Here is a 13994-nt window from a genome sequence, read left to right on the forward strand (position 1 = left end):
ATCTCAAACAAAGGTGAAAGGGATTCGGGTTGGGTTTGGATTTTGTGTCTGTGATCACAGATCAAATATGGTGAATACCCTATGCGGCATGACAGCGGCGGCGCCGCGCTACCATCGCCGCCATGGCCATCAACGAACTAGTCACCCCACTCAAACGCCAGACCCTCAGCAGCGATGTCTATGCACAGCTCAGGGAATTGCTGATCACGGGCCAGATGATTCCGGGCGAGCAGATCTCGCTGCGCACCACGGCCAGCGCGCTGGGCGTCAGCGTCATGCCCGTGCGCGAAGCCGTGCACCGGCTGGTGGCCGAGCAGGCGCTGGAACTCACGCCCAACCGCGCGCTGCGCGTGCCCTTGATGACGGAAAGCGCCTTCCGCGAGATCACGCGCATCCGCGTCAACCTCGAAGGCCTGGCCACGGAGCAGGCGGCACGGCAATTGCCGGCCGCCGAGCTGGAACGCATCGCCGCCCTGCAGGACCGCTTTGCGGCCGAGATGGCCAGCGCCTCGCCGGACGGCGCGCGGCTCATCGCCTTCAACAAGGATTTCCACTTCGCCGTCTACAGCGCGGCCGGCATGCCCATGCTGCTGCAGATGATCGAGGCGCTGTGGCTGCGCATAGGCCCCATCCTCAACCACGACATGCGCTCGGGCTCGCGCCGCGTGAGCGAACAGGTGGCGGTCGGTCACCATGCACGCTTGGTCGAGGCCCTGCGTCGCGGCGATGCGCCTGCCGCGAAGGAGGCACTGCGCGGCGACATCGAAAGCGCGGCCGATTACATCGTTTCGGCGGGCGTGCTGGTGACGGCGGACAGCGGGTTGAACGGCGTGGGTGGACTGAGCGGGCCAGCCTCGCCAGATGAAGAAGCCCGGTGACACGCAGAGGAATGAGGTAAGGAAGTAAGATTTCCGTGTTTTCTCTCATTTGCAGGAGCCGGCCATGCTTGCCAAATTGACGTCGAAGAACCAGATCACCCTGCCCAAGGCCGTGGTGTCCGAGGTGGAGGCCGCAGAGTATTTCGAGGTGGCCGTGGAAAACGGCCGCATCGTGCTCACGCCCGTGCACGTGCAGCGTGTCCAGCGCGCACAGGCCGTCCGCGACAAGCTGCAGCAGATGGGCATCACCGAAGAGGATGTGCAGGAGGCGACCTCCTGGGCGCGCAAATGATGCGTGTCGTCCTGGACACCAACGTCGTGCTCTCGGCATTGCTGTTCACGTCCGGCCGTCTTGCGTGGATACGCCGGGCCTGGCAGCACCAGCAGTTGAAGCCCCTGGTCTGCAGGGAAACGGCCAGCGAATTGCTGCGTGTGCTCGCCTACCCGAAGTTCAAGCTGTCAACGGCCGAGCAACAGGCCTTGCTGGAGGATTTCCTGCCCTGGGCCGATGTCGTCACACTGCCGCAGCCCTGGCCTGCATTGCCGCTGTGCCGGGACGACAAGGACCAGGTGTTCCTGGTGCTGGCGCATGTGGGCCGGGCCCAGGCGCTCATCACCGGCGACGGCGACCTTCTGGCGCTGCGAGACAGCTTTCCCGGCCTGATCGTGACGCCCGATGAGTGGGCAGCGCTGCACAAGCGCTGAGGGCAGGAATCCATGCACAACGCCCACGACCCCAAGGTTCTTCCCATACGCGACGGCGTCAGCCCCAGCTGCGTGGTGCTGCCCAGCCAGGGCGGCGGGTTGCTGATCGATTTTCTGGCCGAGCGCCTGCCGGCCGTGGCGCGCGAAGACTGGCTGCGGCGCCTGGCGCTGCGCGAGGTGGTGGACGAGCATGGCCGCGCCGCCGATGCAGGCACGGCCTTTGCGCCGGGCCTGCGCTACTACTACTACCGCGAGCTGCAGGCCGAGCCGCCCATTCCCTTCGAGGCCGAGGTCCTCCACCGCGACGCGCATCTGCTGGTGGCCGACAAGCCGCATTTCCTGCCCGTGGTACCGGCCGGCAGGTACCTGCAGCAGACGCTGCTGGTGCGGCTCAAGCGCGAGTTCGATCTGCCCGAGCTGTCGCCCATTCACCGCATCGACCGCGACACGGCGGGGCTGGTGGTGTTTTCGGTGCAGCGCGCCACGCGCGGCATCTACCAGGCGTTGTTCCGCGACCGCGCCATCCACAAGACCTACGAGGCCGTGGCCCCCTGGCGCGAGGACGTGGTTTTCCCGCGCACGCATGAAAGCCGCATGGAGGAAAGCGGCCATTTCTTTCGCATGCACGAGGTGGCCGGCGCGCCCAACACCCGCACCCACATGCAGGTGCTGGAGCAGCACGGCCGCTGGGCGCGCTACCGGCTGGAGCCCGAAAGCGGCAAGCGCCACCAGCTGCGCGTGCACATGGCCGCCCTGGGCCTGCCGCTGTGGGGCGACGGCTTCTATCCCGAAGTGCATGACATGCCCGAGGGCGACTACTCGCGCCCGCTGCAGCTGCTGGCGCGCAGCCTGTCCTTCACCGATCCTCTGGACGGCCAGTCGCGGCGCTTTGACAGCCGCCGCCAGCTGCTGCCGCTGACCGACCTGTAGAGGCTTTTCCACTGCCGGAAACCGTTGGTTTTTTGCCCATGGCCCCGCCATGGGATAGGCTGGTTGCGGACATTTAACGGACAACTTTGTCCGATAATTGTCCGCATGACTTCCAAAAGACCCAGTGCCGATATCCGCCGCGCCCAGCTGCTGGACGCGGCCGATGCCGTGTTCTCCGAGCATGGCGTGACCGCGCCGCTGGACCTGGTGGTCGAGCGCGCCGAAGTCGGCCGTGCCACGCTGTACCGGCAGTTTCCTGACCGGCGTGCGCTGATGCTGGCGCTGCTGGAGCGTTCGCTGGACAACATGCGCAGCGCGGCCGAGGCCATGGCCGAGGATGACGATGCCTTCTACAAGCTGCTGTCGCGCCTGGCCGAGCGCATTGCGGTCTCGGCCCCCATCACCGATTACTGGCGCACCGTGGAGCGCGGCGACGAGGTCATCGCCCAGGCGCGCGTTGCCATGTGGCAGATCTTTCGGCCGGCCATGGACCGGGCCGTGGCCTGCGGCCATTGCCGCCAGCCGCTGACGCAGGCCGAGCTGTCCCTGGTCTTCGGCATGCTGGGCGCCTCGCTGCGCGGCGAGACGCCGCAGCAGCGGCGCACGCTGGCGCGCAAGGCGCTGCAGATCGTCTGGCAAGGCCTGAAGGCCTGACATGGCCACCACACCCACTCCACCGGGGCCCGTACTGCCCCCGTCGCCCCCCGTCGTCTACCTCAAGCCCCCGCCGGACTGGGAAGAGCATGAAAAGCCCAGCCTGCCGGGCTCGCCGTCCATGCCGCTGCACCAGCCGGCCGTGCGCGCCGCCTATGGCCTGATCGCCGTGCTGGTGGCGTTGACGGGCGGCCTGGGCAATGCACTGTTCACGGCCAACCTGCCCACCATCCAGGGCCAGATGGGGCTGACGTCTTCCGAGGCCGCCTGGCTGACCGGCGCCTACGTCATGCTCAACATGACGGCCAACCTGCTGGTCTACAAGTTCCGCCAGCAGTTCGGCATGCGGCTGTTCGCCGAGATCGGCCTGGGCCTGTATGCGCTGCTGACGCTGCTGCACCTGGTGCTGGGCAGCTACACCAGCCTGCTCATGCTGCGCGCGGCCAGCGGCCTGGCGGGCGCCACCTGCAGCACGCTGGGCACGCTCTACATGCTGCAGGCCGCGCCGCGCAAGCATGTGCTCAAGATGCTGGTGATCGGCGTGGGCCTGGGACAGATCGCCACGCCGCTGGCCTGGATCCTGTCGCCGGGCCTGCTGTTCAACAGCGAGTGGCACAACCTCTACCTGTTCGAGGCCGGCCTGGCCCTGATCTCGTTCGCGGGCGTGGTGGTGCTCAAGCTGCCGCCGGGCGTGCACATCCGCAGCTTCGAGCGGCTGGACTTCCTGACCTTCTTCCTCATGGTGCCCGGCGTGGGCCTGCTGATCGCCGTGCTGGTGCAGGGCTACAACCACTGGTGGCTGGACACGCCCTGGCTGGCCTGGATGCTGATCGGCTCCATCGTCCTGCTCAGCGTGGCGCTGTACATCGAGCACCACCGCCGCAACCCCATGCTGCAGACGCGCTGGTTCGTGCTGGCGCCCACGGTGCGCTTCGTGATCGGTGCGCTGCTGCTGCGCTTTCTGACCACCGAGCAGACCTATGGCGTGATCGGCATGCAGCGCATGCTGGGCATGACGGTGGACCAGATGCAGCCGCTGTTCATCGTCATCCTGCTGGGCACCATCGCGGGCATTGCCGTGTCGGCGCTGACCTTCGGGCTGGAGAACATGGGCAAGCAGATCGTGGGCTCCATCGTGCTGTTCGCGCTGGCGGCCTGGCTGGACCACAGCCGCACCAGCCTGGCCCGGCCCGAGGACTTCTTCGGCAGCCAGTTCCTCATGGCCGTGGGCGCGGGCCTGTTCATGGGGCCGCTGATGCTGATCGGCGTGGTGCAGGGCCTGAAGTTCGGCGCGCACTACATGCTGACGGCCATCGTCACCATCTCCATGACGCAGGCCATGGGCGCGCTCATGGGCTCGGCCCTGCTGAGCACCTACCAGATGCACCGCGAGCAGGTGTATTCGGCCGCCATCGTGGCCGACGTCGATCCCACCGACCCCATCGTGGCCGACCGCCTGCGCCTGCAGCAGCAAAGCCTGGCCCGCGTCATTGCCGACCCGGCCCTGCGTGCGGCCCAGGGCACGGCCCAGCTGGCGCAGGCCGCACGCCGCGAGGCCAATGTGCGCGCCTACAACGACGTGTTCGCGCTCACGGCCGGCGTGGCCGTGCTCTACCTGCTGTGGATGCTGGCCCTGGCCGGCCGCGCACGCCAGCGCGCCTTCGTGGAGCGCATGCGCGCCGCCGCTGCCGATGCCTCGGCCATGCGCGGCACCGATGCCGCCGCGCCGCAGGACGCGCCGGGCCAGCCGCCCACCCAACCCGTCGCCCGCGCCTGAAACCGTTCGCCCAGAGAAAAGACAACAACATGAGTGACTCCGAAAATTCCAATGGCGGCACGGCCGCCTCTGCCTCGCCTGCGCCGGCTCCCGCTGCGGCGCCTTCGCCTTCGCCATCGCCATCGCCCAAGCTCATCAAGCCCTCGCTGCGCAGCGTGCTGGTGATGCTGGTGGTCGCGCTGGCCGGCGTTCTGCTGGTGCTGCGTGCCTGGAACCTGTTCCCCTTCGCGGGCACCGTGGTCAGCACCGACAACGCCTATGTGCGCGGCGCCGTCACCGTGCTCGCGCCCCAGGTCAGCGGCTATGTGACCGAGGTGCTGGTGCAGGACTACGAGAACGTCAAGGCCGGCCAGCCCCTGGTGCGCATTGACGCCCGCACCTACGAAGCCGCCCAGGCCCAGGCGCAGGCCCAGCTGGCCAATGCCCGCGCACAGCTGGCCAATGCCGACCAGACCCAGGCCCAGAACCGCGCCACGCTGGGCGCCAGCCGCGCCGGCCTGGCGGCGGCGCAGGCCGAATCCGACCGCGCCGCAGCCGAGCTGCAGCGCGTGCAGGCGCTGTCCGAGCGCGGCTCCGTCTCGCTCAACGAGCGCGACAAGGTGCGTGCCACCGCGCGGCTGGCGGCCACCAACGTGGCCAAGGCCCAGGCCGACATCGAGATCAACGCCCAGAAGATCAAGGCCACGACGGTGAACCGCGCCTCGCTCGAAGCCCAGGTCCAGATGGCCGAGGCCCAGCTGCGCCAGGCCCAGATCAACCTGGACAACACCGTGGTGCACGCGCCCGGCGATGGCCAGGTCAGCGAAGTCGGTGTGCGCCGGGGCCAGTACGTCACGGCCGGCTCCCAGCTCATGTACGTGGTGCCGCACACGCTGTGGGTGGTGGCCAACTTCAAGGAGACCCAGACCGCCCAGGTGCGCATAGGCCAGGCAGTGCGCTTCAGCGTCGATGCGCTGGGCGGCGCCCACCTCACGGGCCGCGTGCTGGAGATCGCGCCGGCCACGGGCTCGGAATTCAGCGTGCTCAAGGCCGACAACGCCACGGGCAACTTCACCAAGGTCGTGCAGCGCCTGCCGGTCAAGATTGCAATCGATCCCGACCAGGAGCTGGCCGCCAGGCTGCGCGCGGGCATGTCGGTGGTGGTGCGGCTGGATACGGCGCAGCCTGAGTCCCAACCCGCACAGCAGCCCGCACGGCAACCCGCACTACAACCCGCACCCCAACCGGAGGCTCGCCCATGACCGCCCGCGCACTGGCCATGGCCATGGCCTGCGCTGCCGCGCTGGCCGGCTGCAGCGTGCCGCCGCTGAGCACCGCGCCTGAAGCGGCCCGGCCCGCCGTGCCCGCCCAGTGGAGCGGGGCAGGGCAGGAGCCGGCCGCCGCCGTCCAGGCATCGTGGTGGCAGGCCTTTGGCGATCCGCTGCTCACGCGCTGGGTGGAACTGGCCCAGTCCCGCAACAACGATGTGCTGCTGGCCCTGTCGCGCGTGGATGAGGCGCGGGCCAACCTGGATGTGGCAGGCGCTGCGGGCCTGCCACAGCTCTCGGCCACGGCCGGCGCCTCCACGGGCCGCAGCCTGGGCGCGCGGGGCCTGGCGCACACGCGCTCGGTTCAGCCCGGCCTGCAGGCCAGCTGGGAGCCTGATCTGTGGGGCCGCATCGCCCACCTGGAAAAGGCCGCCGCCCTGCGCCTGCAGGCCAGCGAGGCCGACCGCGACGCCGTGGCCCTGGCCGTGGCCGCCACCACGGCCCAGGCCTATGTGGGCCTGCGCTCGCTGCAATCGCAGCTGCAAGTGGCCCAGGCCACGGCCCGCTCGCGCGAACAGGCCCTGCGCCTGGCCGACGAGCAGGCGCGCGTCGGCTACACCTCGCAGCTGCAGCTCACCCAGGCCCAGGCCGAGCTGCAATCCGTGCAGCAGGCCGTGGAGCAGCTGGAGCTGTCGCTGGCGCGCCAGCGCACGGCGCTCCTGCTGCTGGCCGGCGGCGAGGGTGACGAGCAGGCAGCCGCGCTCATGGCAACAACCGACGGCCAGTCCGCTGCGCTGGGCGCACCGCCGCCTGCGCCGGCCGCCGGCCTGCCTTCTGCCTTGCTGCAGCGCCGCCCCGACATTGCACGGGCTCAGCTGCAACTGGCGGCCGCCGACGAAAGCCTGGCCGTGCAGCGCACCGCCTTCCTGCCCCAGGTCTCGCTGACGGCCAGCGCCGGCAGCCTGCTGGTCAACGCACTGCAATACCACCCGGCCACGGTCTGGGCCCTGGGCGGCAGCGTGCTGGCGCCGCTGTTCACGGGCGGCCGGCTGCAAGGGCAGTTCGACGCCGTGACCGCCCAGCGCGACCAGGCCGCCTATGCCTACCGTGGCGTGGTGATCAAGGCCCTGGCCGATGTGGAAAACGCCCTGGTCGGCACCCGGCGCCTGCAGTCGCAGTGGCAGCACGCCAGCGAGCGCGAGGCGGTGCTGCAGCGCTCCCTGGGCTTTGCCAAGGACCGCTACGAGGCCGGCTACGCCAGCTACCTGGAAGAGCTGGACGCCCAGCGCAATCTCTACCAGGCCCAGCAGGAAGTCATACGCCTGCGCCAGAGCCAGCTGGAAAACGCCATTGCGCTGTACCAGGCGCTGGGCGGCGGCTGGCAGGCCGCCACCACACCAGTCGCTGCACCTGTCGCCAGCCCCGCCCGCTGATCAGACCTTCTCGATGCGCGCAGGCAGCCCCTGGCGCACCGCGGCGCCCGACACCCAGTCCACCCACACGTTTTTGCAGCCGGGCCGCGTGGGATCGGCAAAGCCCAGGTCGTTGAGGTTCACGCCATTGGCATGCTCGGCGTTCACCGGCATGGGCTGGCCGTCGATGCTGTGGCGGCCCGCGCCCAGCTCGCGGTGGCCGTAGCCGTGCTCGATGGCCACGGTCCCCGGCATCACGCCGTCGCGCACCATGGCAACGGCCGTCACCGCGCCGCCCGGCGTGCGGATGCGCACCGTGTCGCCGTTGGCGATGCCCAGCCGCTCGGCGTCATCGCGGTGCAGGGACACCGGGTTGTGCGGATGCACCTGGCGCAGCCGCGAGACGGCAATCGACATGGAACTCATCAGGTTGGACTTGTACGAGGTCAGCAGCAGCGGCCATTGCTGCTCGCCGAAATGCGTGCGCATGGCGCTGCCGTCGGCCAGCCGCGCCGGATACCAGGTGGGGCAGCCGCTGTAGCGCTCGCCCGTCATGGCGTGGCGCATGCGGGCCAGCTCCTCGCTCCAGACCTGCAGGGCAGGCGCGTGGGCCTTGCGGGTGTGGCCGTCCTTCCAGGCGTCCTCGATGCGGTCGAAGCGCCCGCCGCGCGTCAGCAGCATGGCCACCTGGCGCCATTCATCGTCCTTCAGGCGCTGGCGCAGCGCGGGCACCAGCCTGTCCACGCCGGTGATGGCGATGTCGTCATCGCTGGCCGCCGGCACGGGCTTGCCGCCTGCCCAGGCCACGTTGGCCAGGGCGTGGATGAAGAAGTCCTCGGCCGAGCGCAGCGCATGGGGCTGGCCCTGGGCGTCCTTGATGGCGGCCTCGCCAAAGCCGGGCAGGCCCAGCCGTTCTGCCACGGCGAAGAGAAAGCTCTCCACGTTCACGGGCTGGCCGCCGGCCGTGCGCGCCACGGCGGGCTGCACCACGGGCCAGCGCACGGTGGAGCTTTTGGCCACCACGTCGGCCCAGGGCGCCGAGATGCCCCAGCTCTCGTAGGTCACGGTATCGGGCACGATGAAATCGGCCAGCGCGCTGGTCTCGTTGATGAAGGGATCGATGGAGACGATCAGCGGCAGCTTCTTTGGGTCCTTGAGATCGTCCACCAGCGCATTGCGAAAGCCCGCAATGCCGTAGACGGGGTTGCTCATGTGGTTGATCCAGGCCTTTGCGCGATAGGGGTAACCGGCCAGCGCGCTGGCCAGCATCTCGCTGGACAGGCCGCCCACGGCCGGGTACCACGGGGCCTGGGCGGCGGGGTAGTTCTTCGCGCCCTCGGGCTGGCCCTCGCGCTTGCGCTGGAATTCCGCGCTTTTCTCGTAGGGCTGGCGGTGGCGTGACAGCGCCAGGCCGCGCGGCTTGACCTTGCCGTCGAAGTTGGCGAAGTCGTAGCGCGGGCCCGGGCCGAAGGGGCCGAACGGGCCGGCATCCAGCACCAGGCCGCCCTGCACGTTGAGGTTGCCCACCAGGGTGTTGAGCATGCTGATGGCGTAGGCGGTGTAGAAGCCCGCGCCGCTCATGGTGCCGCCATGCGCATCGGCCACGGCGCGCTTGCCATGGCTGGTGAACTCGCGCGCCAGCGCCTCGATCTCGCCGCGCGCCACGCCGCACAGCGCCGCGTACTCGTCCAGTGTCTTGAGGCTGGCCTGCTCATGCAGCTTGGCCAGCGAGGAGCAGACCGACAGCTCGGGGGCCTGGTCCGCGCCTTCGGCCTTCATGCCGGGCACGGCCACGCGGGTGCGCACCATCAGCTGTGCAGGCTCGGCCTGGGTGTGCGGCGCCAGGCTGCCATCGGCACGCTGCACCACGAACACATCCTGGGCCGGCTTGCCGTCTTCGGCTGGCGCGGGCAGGGCCCAGCCCAGGTCGGCGCCACGCAGAAAGCTGCCATGGCGCGGGTGGCCGGGCTCGTTGACCAGCAGGTGCGTGGCATTGCTCCAGGACGCCTCGCCCGCCGCCTGCATGGCGGCCGGGCCGGGCTGGGCGAGAAAGCCCGTGTCATGGCGCGCCTCGTCCAGGATGACACGGATCAGCGCCATGGCCAGGGCCAGGTCGCTGGCCGGCTTGACGGCCAGCCAGCGGTTGCCGCTGCCCGCAGCCAGGCTGGACGAGGTGGGCAGCACGGGCGAGACCACCACGTAGCGGAACCGGTTGTCCTCGCGCGAGCGGGCCTCGGCCAGTTCGCGGCCCTGGCGCTGGAAGGGGTTGCCGGACTGTGCGGGCGCCGCGCCGATGAACAGGCCGAAGCTGGCATGGCTCCAGTCCGGCTTGCCGTGCGGCATGCCGGGCAGGTCGCCCAGGGCCGCTGCCGCACCCACTCGGAAACTCTGGCCGCAGTAGGCGCCGTGGTTGCTGACGTTCACGGTGCCGAAGGACGGCCCCGCAAAGCGGCGCAGCAGCTGGGCGCGGCCTTCGTTGGAGGCGTCGGTCACCAGCAACTGGTTGGAGCGCGGGCCGAACTCGGGGTTGTCGGCGTCCAGCGGCGTCCTGGTGTCCCAGATGGCACGCAGGCCATCGACCTGGCCTTCGCCGAACAGATCGCCGCCCTCGCAGACTTCCTGCACCAGCTGCTCGAAGGAAATGCTCTGCCAGCGGCCGCTGCCGCGCGGGCCCACGCGCTTGAGCGGGGTGAGCACGCGGTGCGGTGCACTCTGGTGCTCCAGCATGGACGAGCCGCGCGCGCAGGACGTGGCCCGGCCCTCCAGGCCCAGCTCCTTGCCCAGCTTGGCGTAGACCTCGCGCACGGGTTCTTCCATGGCTGCCGGGCGCGTGGTGGCCAGCGGGTGGTAGGGGTTGCCTGCCACGCGCAGGATGCGGTTGCTGGCGGTATCGACACGCACGCGCACGCCGCACTGCGTCCAGCAGCCCAGGCAGCTGGACGGGCTGACCACCTGGCCGGGCTGGGTGGCGAGCGCGCCCGTGGCCGGGTCGATGCGGAACTCCGGCGTCAGCGAATTGCCGCGCGTGGCGCTGGCCGTGGGCGTGCCCGAGGTGCCTGCGACCAGGCCCTTGGCGCCACGTGCCAGCGTCTCGCCGTAGCCGGCCGCAAAGGCGGCCAGCCCACCGGCGGTGAGTCCGCCGCGCAGCAGCAGGCGGCGGCGGGCGGCCTCGGCATCCAGGGAATCTTCGGGGGCTTGGGGGAGTTTCTTCTTGTCGGTCATGAAAGGCTTTCTGTGGCGCGGCTGGCCGGTGGCGGGCCGCGCTCCGTGAATGGGTGAGGGGTCGTCAGGGCGGCGGTGTCAGAGGGCGCGGGCCGCGGCCGAGCGCGCGGGAAACAGCTCCAGCGCCCAGGTGGCCAGCGTCACCAGTGCAATGCACAGGCCGGCCACGCCCAGCATGCCCAGCAGGCCGTCGCCGCCCAGCGGCATGTGGTAGATGTACAGGCCCGCGCCGTACTTGGGCACGCCTTGCACGCCCATGAACAGCGCCCAGCGGAAGGCCCAGGCCGCGGCGGCCAGGCCCATCCCCAGGGCCAGCGTGTAGCGCGGGCAGGCCATGCGCTGCCCACCCCGCACCAGAGCCCACAGCAAGGCGGCACCGGCCACGGCCGAGCCCAGCATGCTCAGGCGCCAGACCGGAAACTGCTGCCACAGCTGCAGCGCCGCCTGGAAGGAGCGGCCCTGGCCCAGCCAGCCGGCAACGGCCCAGACCGCCACCATGGCCAGCAGGCACAGCGCCAGCGCCAGGCCCAGCATGCGCAGGGCCTGCAGGGCGCCGGCATCGGGGCGGTGGCGGGCGGGCAGAAAGCGCGCCGTCACCAGCATGCAGCCCACCGTGGCCAGCCAGCCCGTGAGCGCCAGGTTCAGCGGCACCCACAGCGTGTTCCACAGCGGGCGCGAGCGCACGGCCATCAGCTCGGCTCCGGTATAGGCGGTGATGGTCAGCGCCGACACGGCCAGCAGCGGTGCCAGCCAGCGCAGCCACTGCGGCCGGCCCAGCCACCAGGCCAGCACGAAGGCCAGCGCCAGTCCCACGAAGACCGGCAGCAGCAGCGCGCCCACCGACATCCACGACCACGGCGTGAAGTGCGCATAGAAATGCCAGAAGCGCGCAGGCTGGTGCAGGTCGGCCAGCAGCGACACGGGCGCCGCGATGGCGCTGACGGCCAGCACCAGCACGGCGGCCGGCAGCAGGCGCGCCATGGCGCTGGCGCGCGGCGCCCAGGCGCAGGCGGCGGCCAGCAGGGCGGCGCCCGTGGCAATGCCGGCCAGGAAGAAGTACTGCACGGCCCAGGGCAGCCAGGCCGATTCGTAGGCGGGGGTCAGGAGTTCGACGATGTGCATGGGGTGCTCCTTGCGTTCAGTGGGAAGTGACCAGCCGCACGCTGGCCTGCCCGTCCACGCCGTCGACGAAGGCGTCGGGCAATCCCAGGTAGTACACATGCGGGTCCGTGCCCATGGCGGGCTTGAGCACCTTGAGGTCCTTGGCGTGCTCGCGCATGCGCTGGCGGATCTCGCTGCCCTCGTCGTTGAGGTCGCCGATCACGCGGGCGCCGCCCACGCAGCTTTCCACGCAGGCCGGCAGCAGGCCGGCTTCCAGGCGGTGCTCGCAGAAGGTGCACTTGTCGGCGGTCTGCGTCTCGTGGTTGATGAAGCGTGCGTCATAGGGGCAGGCCTGCACGCAGTAGCCGCAGCCCACGCAGCGCTCGTTGTCCACCAGCACGATGCCGTCGCTGCGCTGGAAGGTGGCCTGCACCGGGCAGACCGGCACGCAGGGCGGGTTGTCGCAGTGGTTGCACAGGCGCGGCAGGTTGAGCATGGCCGGCGGCAGGTCCTCGTTGCCCGCGTGCTGCACCTCGTACTGCAGCACCGTGGTGCGGAACTGGCCCAGCGGCGGCAGGTTCTCCATGGAGCAGCTCACCGTGCAGGCCTGGCAGCCTATGCAGCGGCGCAGGTCCACCAGCATGCCGTAGCGCCTGCTGGCCTCGCCGGGGCGGCGCGGCGGCTGGAAACCCGGGGTGCCGGGCGCGGCCGCCGCCACGGGCAGGGCCACGGCCGCCATGGCGGCGGCCAGCAGGTCCTGCAGGAAGCCGCGCTTGCCTGCGGCGGGCTGTGCATGGGAGAGGGGAGGGGCGGGGATGTCCAGGGTGGAGGGCTTGCAGCTGCAGTCGTTGCAGCCGCTGCCGGCGCGGGATGTTTTTGGCATGGCCTGTCTTTCATCGTCCTGCGGCCACGGATCGTGGTCGCTCAAACTCAATAAAGCATTAAAAATATGCTTTTTATATTGAATTTAATATATGAAATTCAGGGCCTTGGCGGCTTGATGTGAGTCAAGCAATGGGCTTGCAAAGCGCCACCGACTGCCTGCCATGGACAGGCGCCCAAGGCAGTCCATAGCGTGTGGCGCAGGGATTAAGACGGGGTTAACAGGGTGACTGCATTCCTCGGGAATGCGGGGCGCGTATCGGAAATCACCCTCTTGTTTCCGTGCGCGGCCCCGGTCTAGGCTGCTTGTGTCGCCACTGCCAAGGAGTTCTCCATGAACCATGCCCTGAACAGCCTTGCTTCGGAACTGGACCTTGCCGCCGAAGCCGGCGAGCACCTGAGGCTGCAATTCACACAGGCCTGCGTGGACCGCATCGCGCACCTGCTGGAAGACCCGGACGTCATCCGCTGCGCACAAGGCCTTCGTCGCTACCTGGACGGCCAGATCGACAGGCAGGAGCTGGACCGCCTGGCCCGCGAAGCGGCCAGCCTGGCCAACCACCACCAGGGATCACGCTCCCTCGACGGCTGCGGCCATGCCGCCGTGTCCGCCACCTATGCCACGGCCCATGGGCTGGCGGGCCGGGCGCTGCAGGCGGCCGACTATGCGGCCTACGCCATGGTCTATGGCGAGGGCGGCCACGGCGCCGTCACGGACCGCGAATCGTTCGAGCCTGAATACCAATGGCAGGCGCGCTGCCTGGCCTCGCTGGCGCAGGCCGCTCAGCAGCGCACGTAGCACCAGGCCGACTGCTGCAGCAGGGCCAGTGACTCGATGCCGCCCTGCGGCAGCACGCGCATGCCGGCAGGCGCCTCGCGGCCCAGCTTCCTGAGCGTGTTCGGGCAGACCAGCGCATGAGCCAGGGCGTCCGCATCCAGATGCTGCGGCGTGCCCGGCGCGGCGTCCAGCAGCGCCTCGACGGCCGGGCCGTTGATGACGATGCGGACCTCGGCACCGGGCCGGTCCTGGCGCAGGTTGGCCAGATTGCTGCGTGCACGGGCCAGGGCGCCGGGCGTGGGCGCATGCAGCACGATGCGCAGCGGCGGCGCATCCGGCCGTGCGGGGAACAGGTCGCTCCAGTCGTTGGAGGAGGTGGAAGCGGCGGGACAACGGCTTGTGCTCATG

13 protein-coding genes are annotated in these 13994 nt (G+C 69.9%); 9 read left to right on the forward strand and 4 right to left on the reverse strand.

All coding sequences use genetic code 11. From position 1 onward, the window contains the following. The first annotated feature begins 122 nt into the window (after positions 1–122). The 8 genes from AAN986_RS11915 (at position 123) to AAN986_RS11950 (ending at position 7624) form a co-directional block, all read left to right on the forward strand. Positions 123–878 carry a GntR family transcriptional regulator gene (locus tag AAN986_RS11915; protein ID WP_047216965.1) on the forward strand — a complete coding sequence of 252 codons (756 nt, stop codon included), beginning with the start codon at positions 123–125 and terminating at the stop codon, positions 876–878. Between the two features lie 64 nt (positions 879–942). Next, positions 943–1170, forward strand: a complete 228-nt coding sequence (locus tag AAN986_RS11920; RefSeq protein WP_012206056.1) for an AbrB/MazE/SpoVT family DNA-binding domain-containing protein — start codon at positions 943–945, stop codon at positions 1168–1170. Further along, complete coding sequence (locus tag AAN986_RS11925) at positions 1167–1583, forward strand: putative toxin-antitoxin system toxin component, PIN family (protein WP_012206055.1); 417 nt, start codon at positions 1167–1169, stop codon at positions 1581–1583. The genes AAN986_RS11920 and AAN986_RS11925 overlap by 4 nt, the downstream gene beginning before the upstream one ends. A 12-nt stretch (positions 1584–1595) precedes the next feature. Further along, positions 1596–2513, forward strand: coding sequence for a pseudouridine synthase (locus AAN986_RS11930; protein WP_047216966.1), 918 nt, complete (start codon positions 1596–1598; stop codon positions 2511–2513). A 105-nt stretch (positions 2514–2618) separates the two neighbouring features. Beyond that, positions 2619–3167, forward strand: a complete 549-nt coding sequence (locus AAN986_RS11935; protein ID WP_034394679.1) for a TetR/AcrR family transcriptional regulator — start codon at positions 2619–2621, stop codon at positions 3165–3167. A gap of 1 nt (position 3168) precedes the next feature. Then, positions 3169–4944: an MFS transporter gene (locus tag AAN986_RS11940; protein ID WP_012206052.1), complete on the forward strand. Its 1776-nt coding sequence runs from the start codon at positions 3169–3171 to the stop codon at positions 4942–4944. 29 nt (positions 4945–4973) lie between these two features. Continuing rightward, positions 4974–6185, forward strand: a complete 1212-nt coding sequence (locus AAN986_RS11945; protein WP_047216967.1) for an efflux RND transporter periplasmic adaptor subunit — start codon at positions 4974–4976, stop codon at positions 6183–6185. Next, on the forward strand, positions 6182–7624 hold the full coding sequence (locus AAN986_RS11950) for an efflux transporter outer membrane subunit (protein WP_047216968.1): 1443 nt from the start codon (positions 6182–6184) through the stop codon (positions 7622–7624). The genes AAN986_RS11945 and AAN986_RS11950 overlap by 4 nt, the downstream gene beginning before the upstream one ends. Here AAN986_RS11950 and AAN986_RS11955 read toward each other — a convergent pair whose 3' ends face one another. The 3 genes from AAN986_RS11955 to dsrO form a co-directional block, all read right to left on the reverse strand. Continuing rightward, on the reverse strand, positions 7625–10825 hold the full coding sequence (locus AAN986_RS11955) for a tetrathionate reductase subunit A (RefSeq protein ID WP_047216969.1): 3201 nt from the start codon (positions 10823–10825) through the stop codon (positions 7625–7627). Positions 10826–10903: 78 nt separating this feature from the next. Further along, positions 10904–11947: an NrfD/PsrC family molybdoenzyme membrane anchor subunit gene (gene nrfD / locus AAN986_RS11960; RefSeq protein WP_047216970.1), complete on the reverse strand. Its 1044-nt coding sequence runs from the start codon at positions 11945–11947 to the stop codon at positions 10904–10906. A gap of 16 nt (positions 11948–11963) precedes the next feature. Continuing rightward, positions 11964–12809 carry a sulfate reduction electron transfer complex DsrMKJOP subunit DsrO gene (gene dsrO / locus AAN986_RS11965; protein ID WP_047217054.1) on the reverse strand — a complete coding sequence of 282 codons (846 nt, stop codon included), beginning with the start codon at positions 12807–12809 and terminating at the stop codon, positions 11964–11966. Between the two features lie 333 nt (positions 12810–13142). On the opposite strand from dsrO, the gene AAN986_RS11970 reads away from it, so the two are divergent. Continuing rightward, the gene (locus AAN986_RS11970; RefSeq protein ID WP_012206046.1) at positions 13143–13607 is read left to right on the forward strand and encodes a hypothetical protein; all 465 of its coding nucleotides are present in this window, start codon (positions 13143–13145) and stop codon (positions 13605–13607) included. On the opposite strand, the gene AAN986_RS11975 is transcribed toward AAN986_RS11970, so the two are convergent. Continuing rightward, on the reverse strand, positions 13592–13993 hold the full coding sequence (locus tag AAN986_RS11975) for a hypothetical protein (RefSeq protein WP_047216972.1): 402 nt from the start codon (positions 13991–13993) through the stop codon (positions 13592–13594). The genes AAN986_RS11970 and AAN986_RS11975 overlap by 16 nt on opposite strands. Between the last annotated feature and the right edge of the window lies 1 nt (position 13994).

Origin of the sequence: Delftia sp. DS1230 (assembly GCF_040112715.1) — a bacterium.
Classification (GTDB): domain Bacteria; phylum Pseudomonadota; class Gammaproteobacteria; order Burkholderiales; family Burkholderiaceae_C; genus Comamonas; species Comamonas tsuruhatensis.

Bases quoted from the DNA above. Each gene is read 5' to 3' on its own strand.
- AAN986_RS11915 (WP_047216965.1), top strand. From the start codon at position 123: ATGGCCATCAACGAACTAGTCACCCCACTCAAACGCCAGACCCTCAGC.
- AAN986_RS11920 (WP_012206056.1), top strand. From the start codon at position 943: ATGCTTGCCAAATTGACGTCGAAGAACCAGATCACCCTGCCCAAGGCC.
- AAN986_RS11925 (WP_012206055.1), top strand. From the start codon at position 1,167: ATGATGCGTGTCGTCCTGGACACCAACGTCGTGCTCTCGGCATTGCTG.
- AAN986_RS11930 (WP_047216966.1), top strand. From the start codon at position 1,596: ATGCACAACGCCCACGACCCCAAGGTTCTTCCCATACGCGACGGCGTC.
- AAN986_RS11935 (WP_034394679.1), top strand. From the start codon at position 2,619: ATGACTTCCAAAAGACCCAGTGCCGATATCCGCCGCGCCCAGCTGCTG.
- AAN986_RS11940 (WP_012206052.1), top strand. From the start codon at position 3,169: ATGGCCACCACACCCACTCCACCGGGGCCCGTACTGCCCCCGTCGCCC.
- AAN986_RS11945 (WP_047216967.1), top strand. From the start codon at position 4,974: ATGAGTGACTCCGAAAATTCCAATGGCGGCACGGCCGCCTCTGCCTCG.
- AAN986_RS11950 (WP_047216968.1), top strand. From the start codon at position 6,182: ATGACCGCCCGCGCACTGGCCATGGCCATGGCCTGCGCTGCCGCGCTG.
- AAN986_RS11955 (WP_047216969.1), bottom strand. From the start codon at position 10,825: ATGACCGACAAGAAGAAACTCCCCCAAGCCCCCGAAGATTCCCTGGAT.
- nrfD (WP_047216970.1), bottom strand. From the start codon at position 11,947: ATGCACATCGTCGAACTCCTGACCCCCGCCTACGAATCGGCCTGGCTG.
- dsrO (WP_047217054.1), bottom strand. From the start codon at position 12,809: ATGCCAAAAACATCCCGCGCCGGCAGCGGCTGCAACGACTGCAGCTGC.
- AAN986_RS11970 (WP_012206046.1), top strand. From the start codon at position 13,143: ATGAACCATGCCCTGAACAGCCTTGCTTCGGAACTGGACCTTGCCGCC.
- AAN986_RS11975 (WP_047216972.1), bottom strand. From the start codon at position 13,993: ATGAGCACAAGCCGTTGTCCCGCCGCTTCCACCTCCTCCAACGACTGG.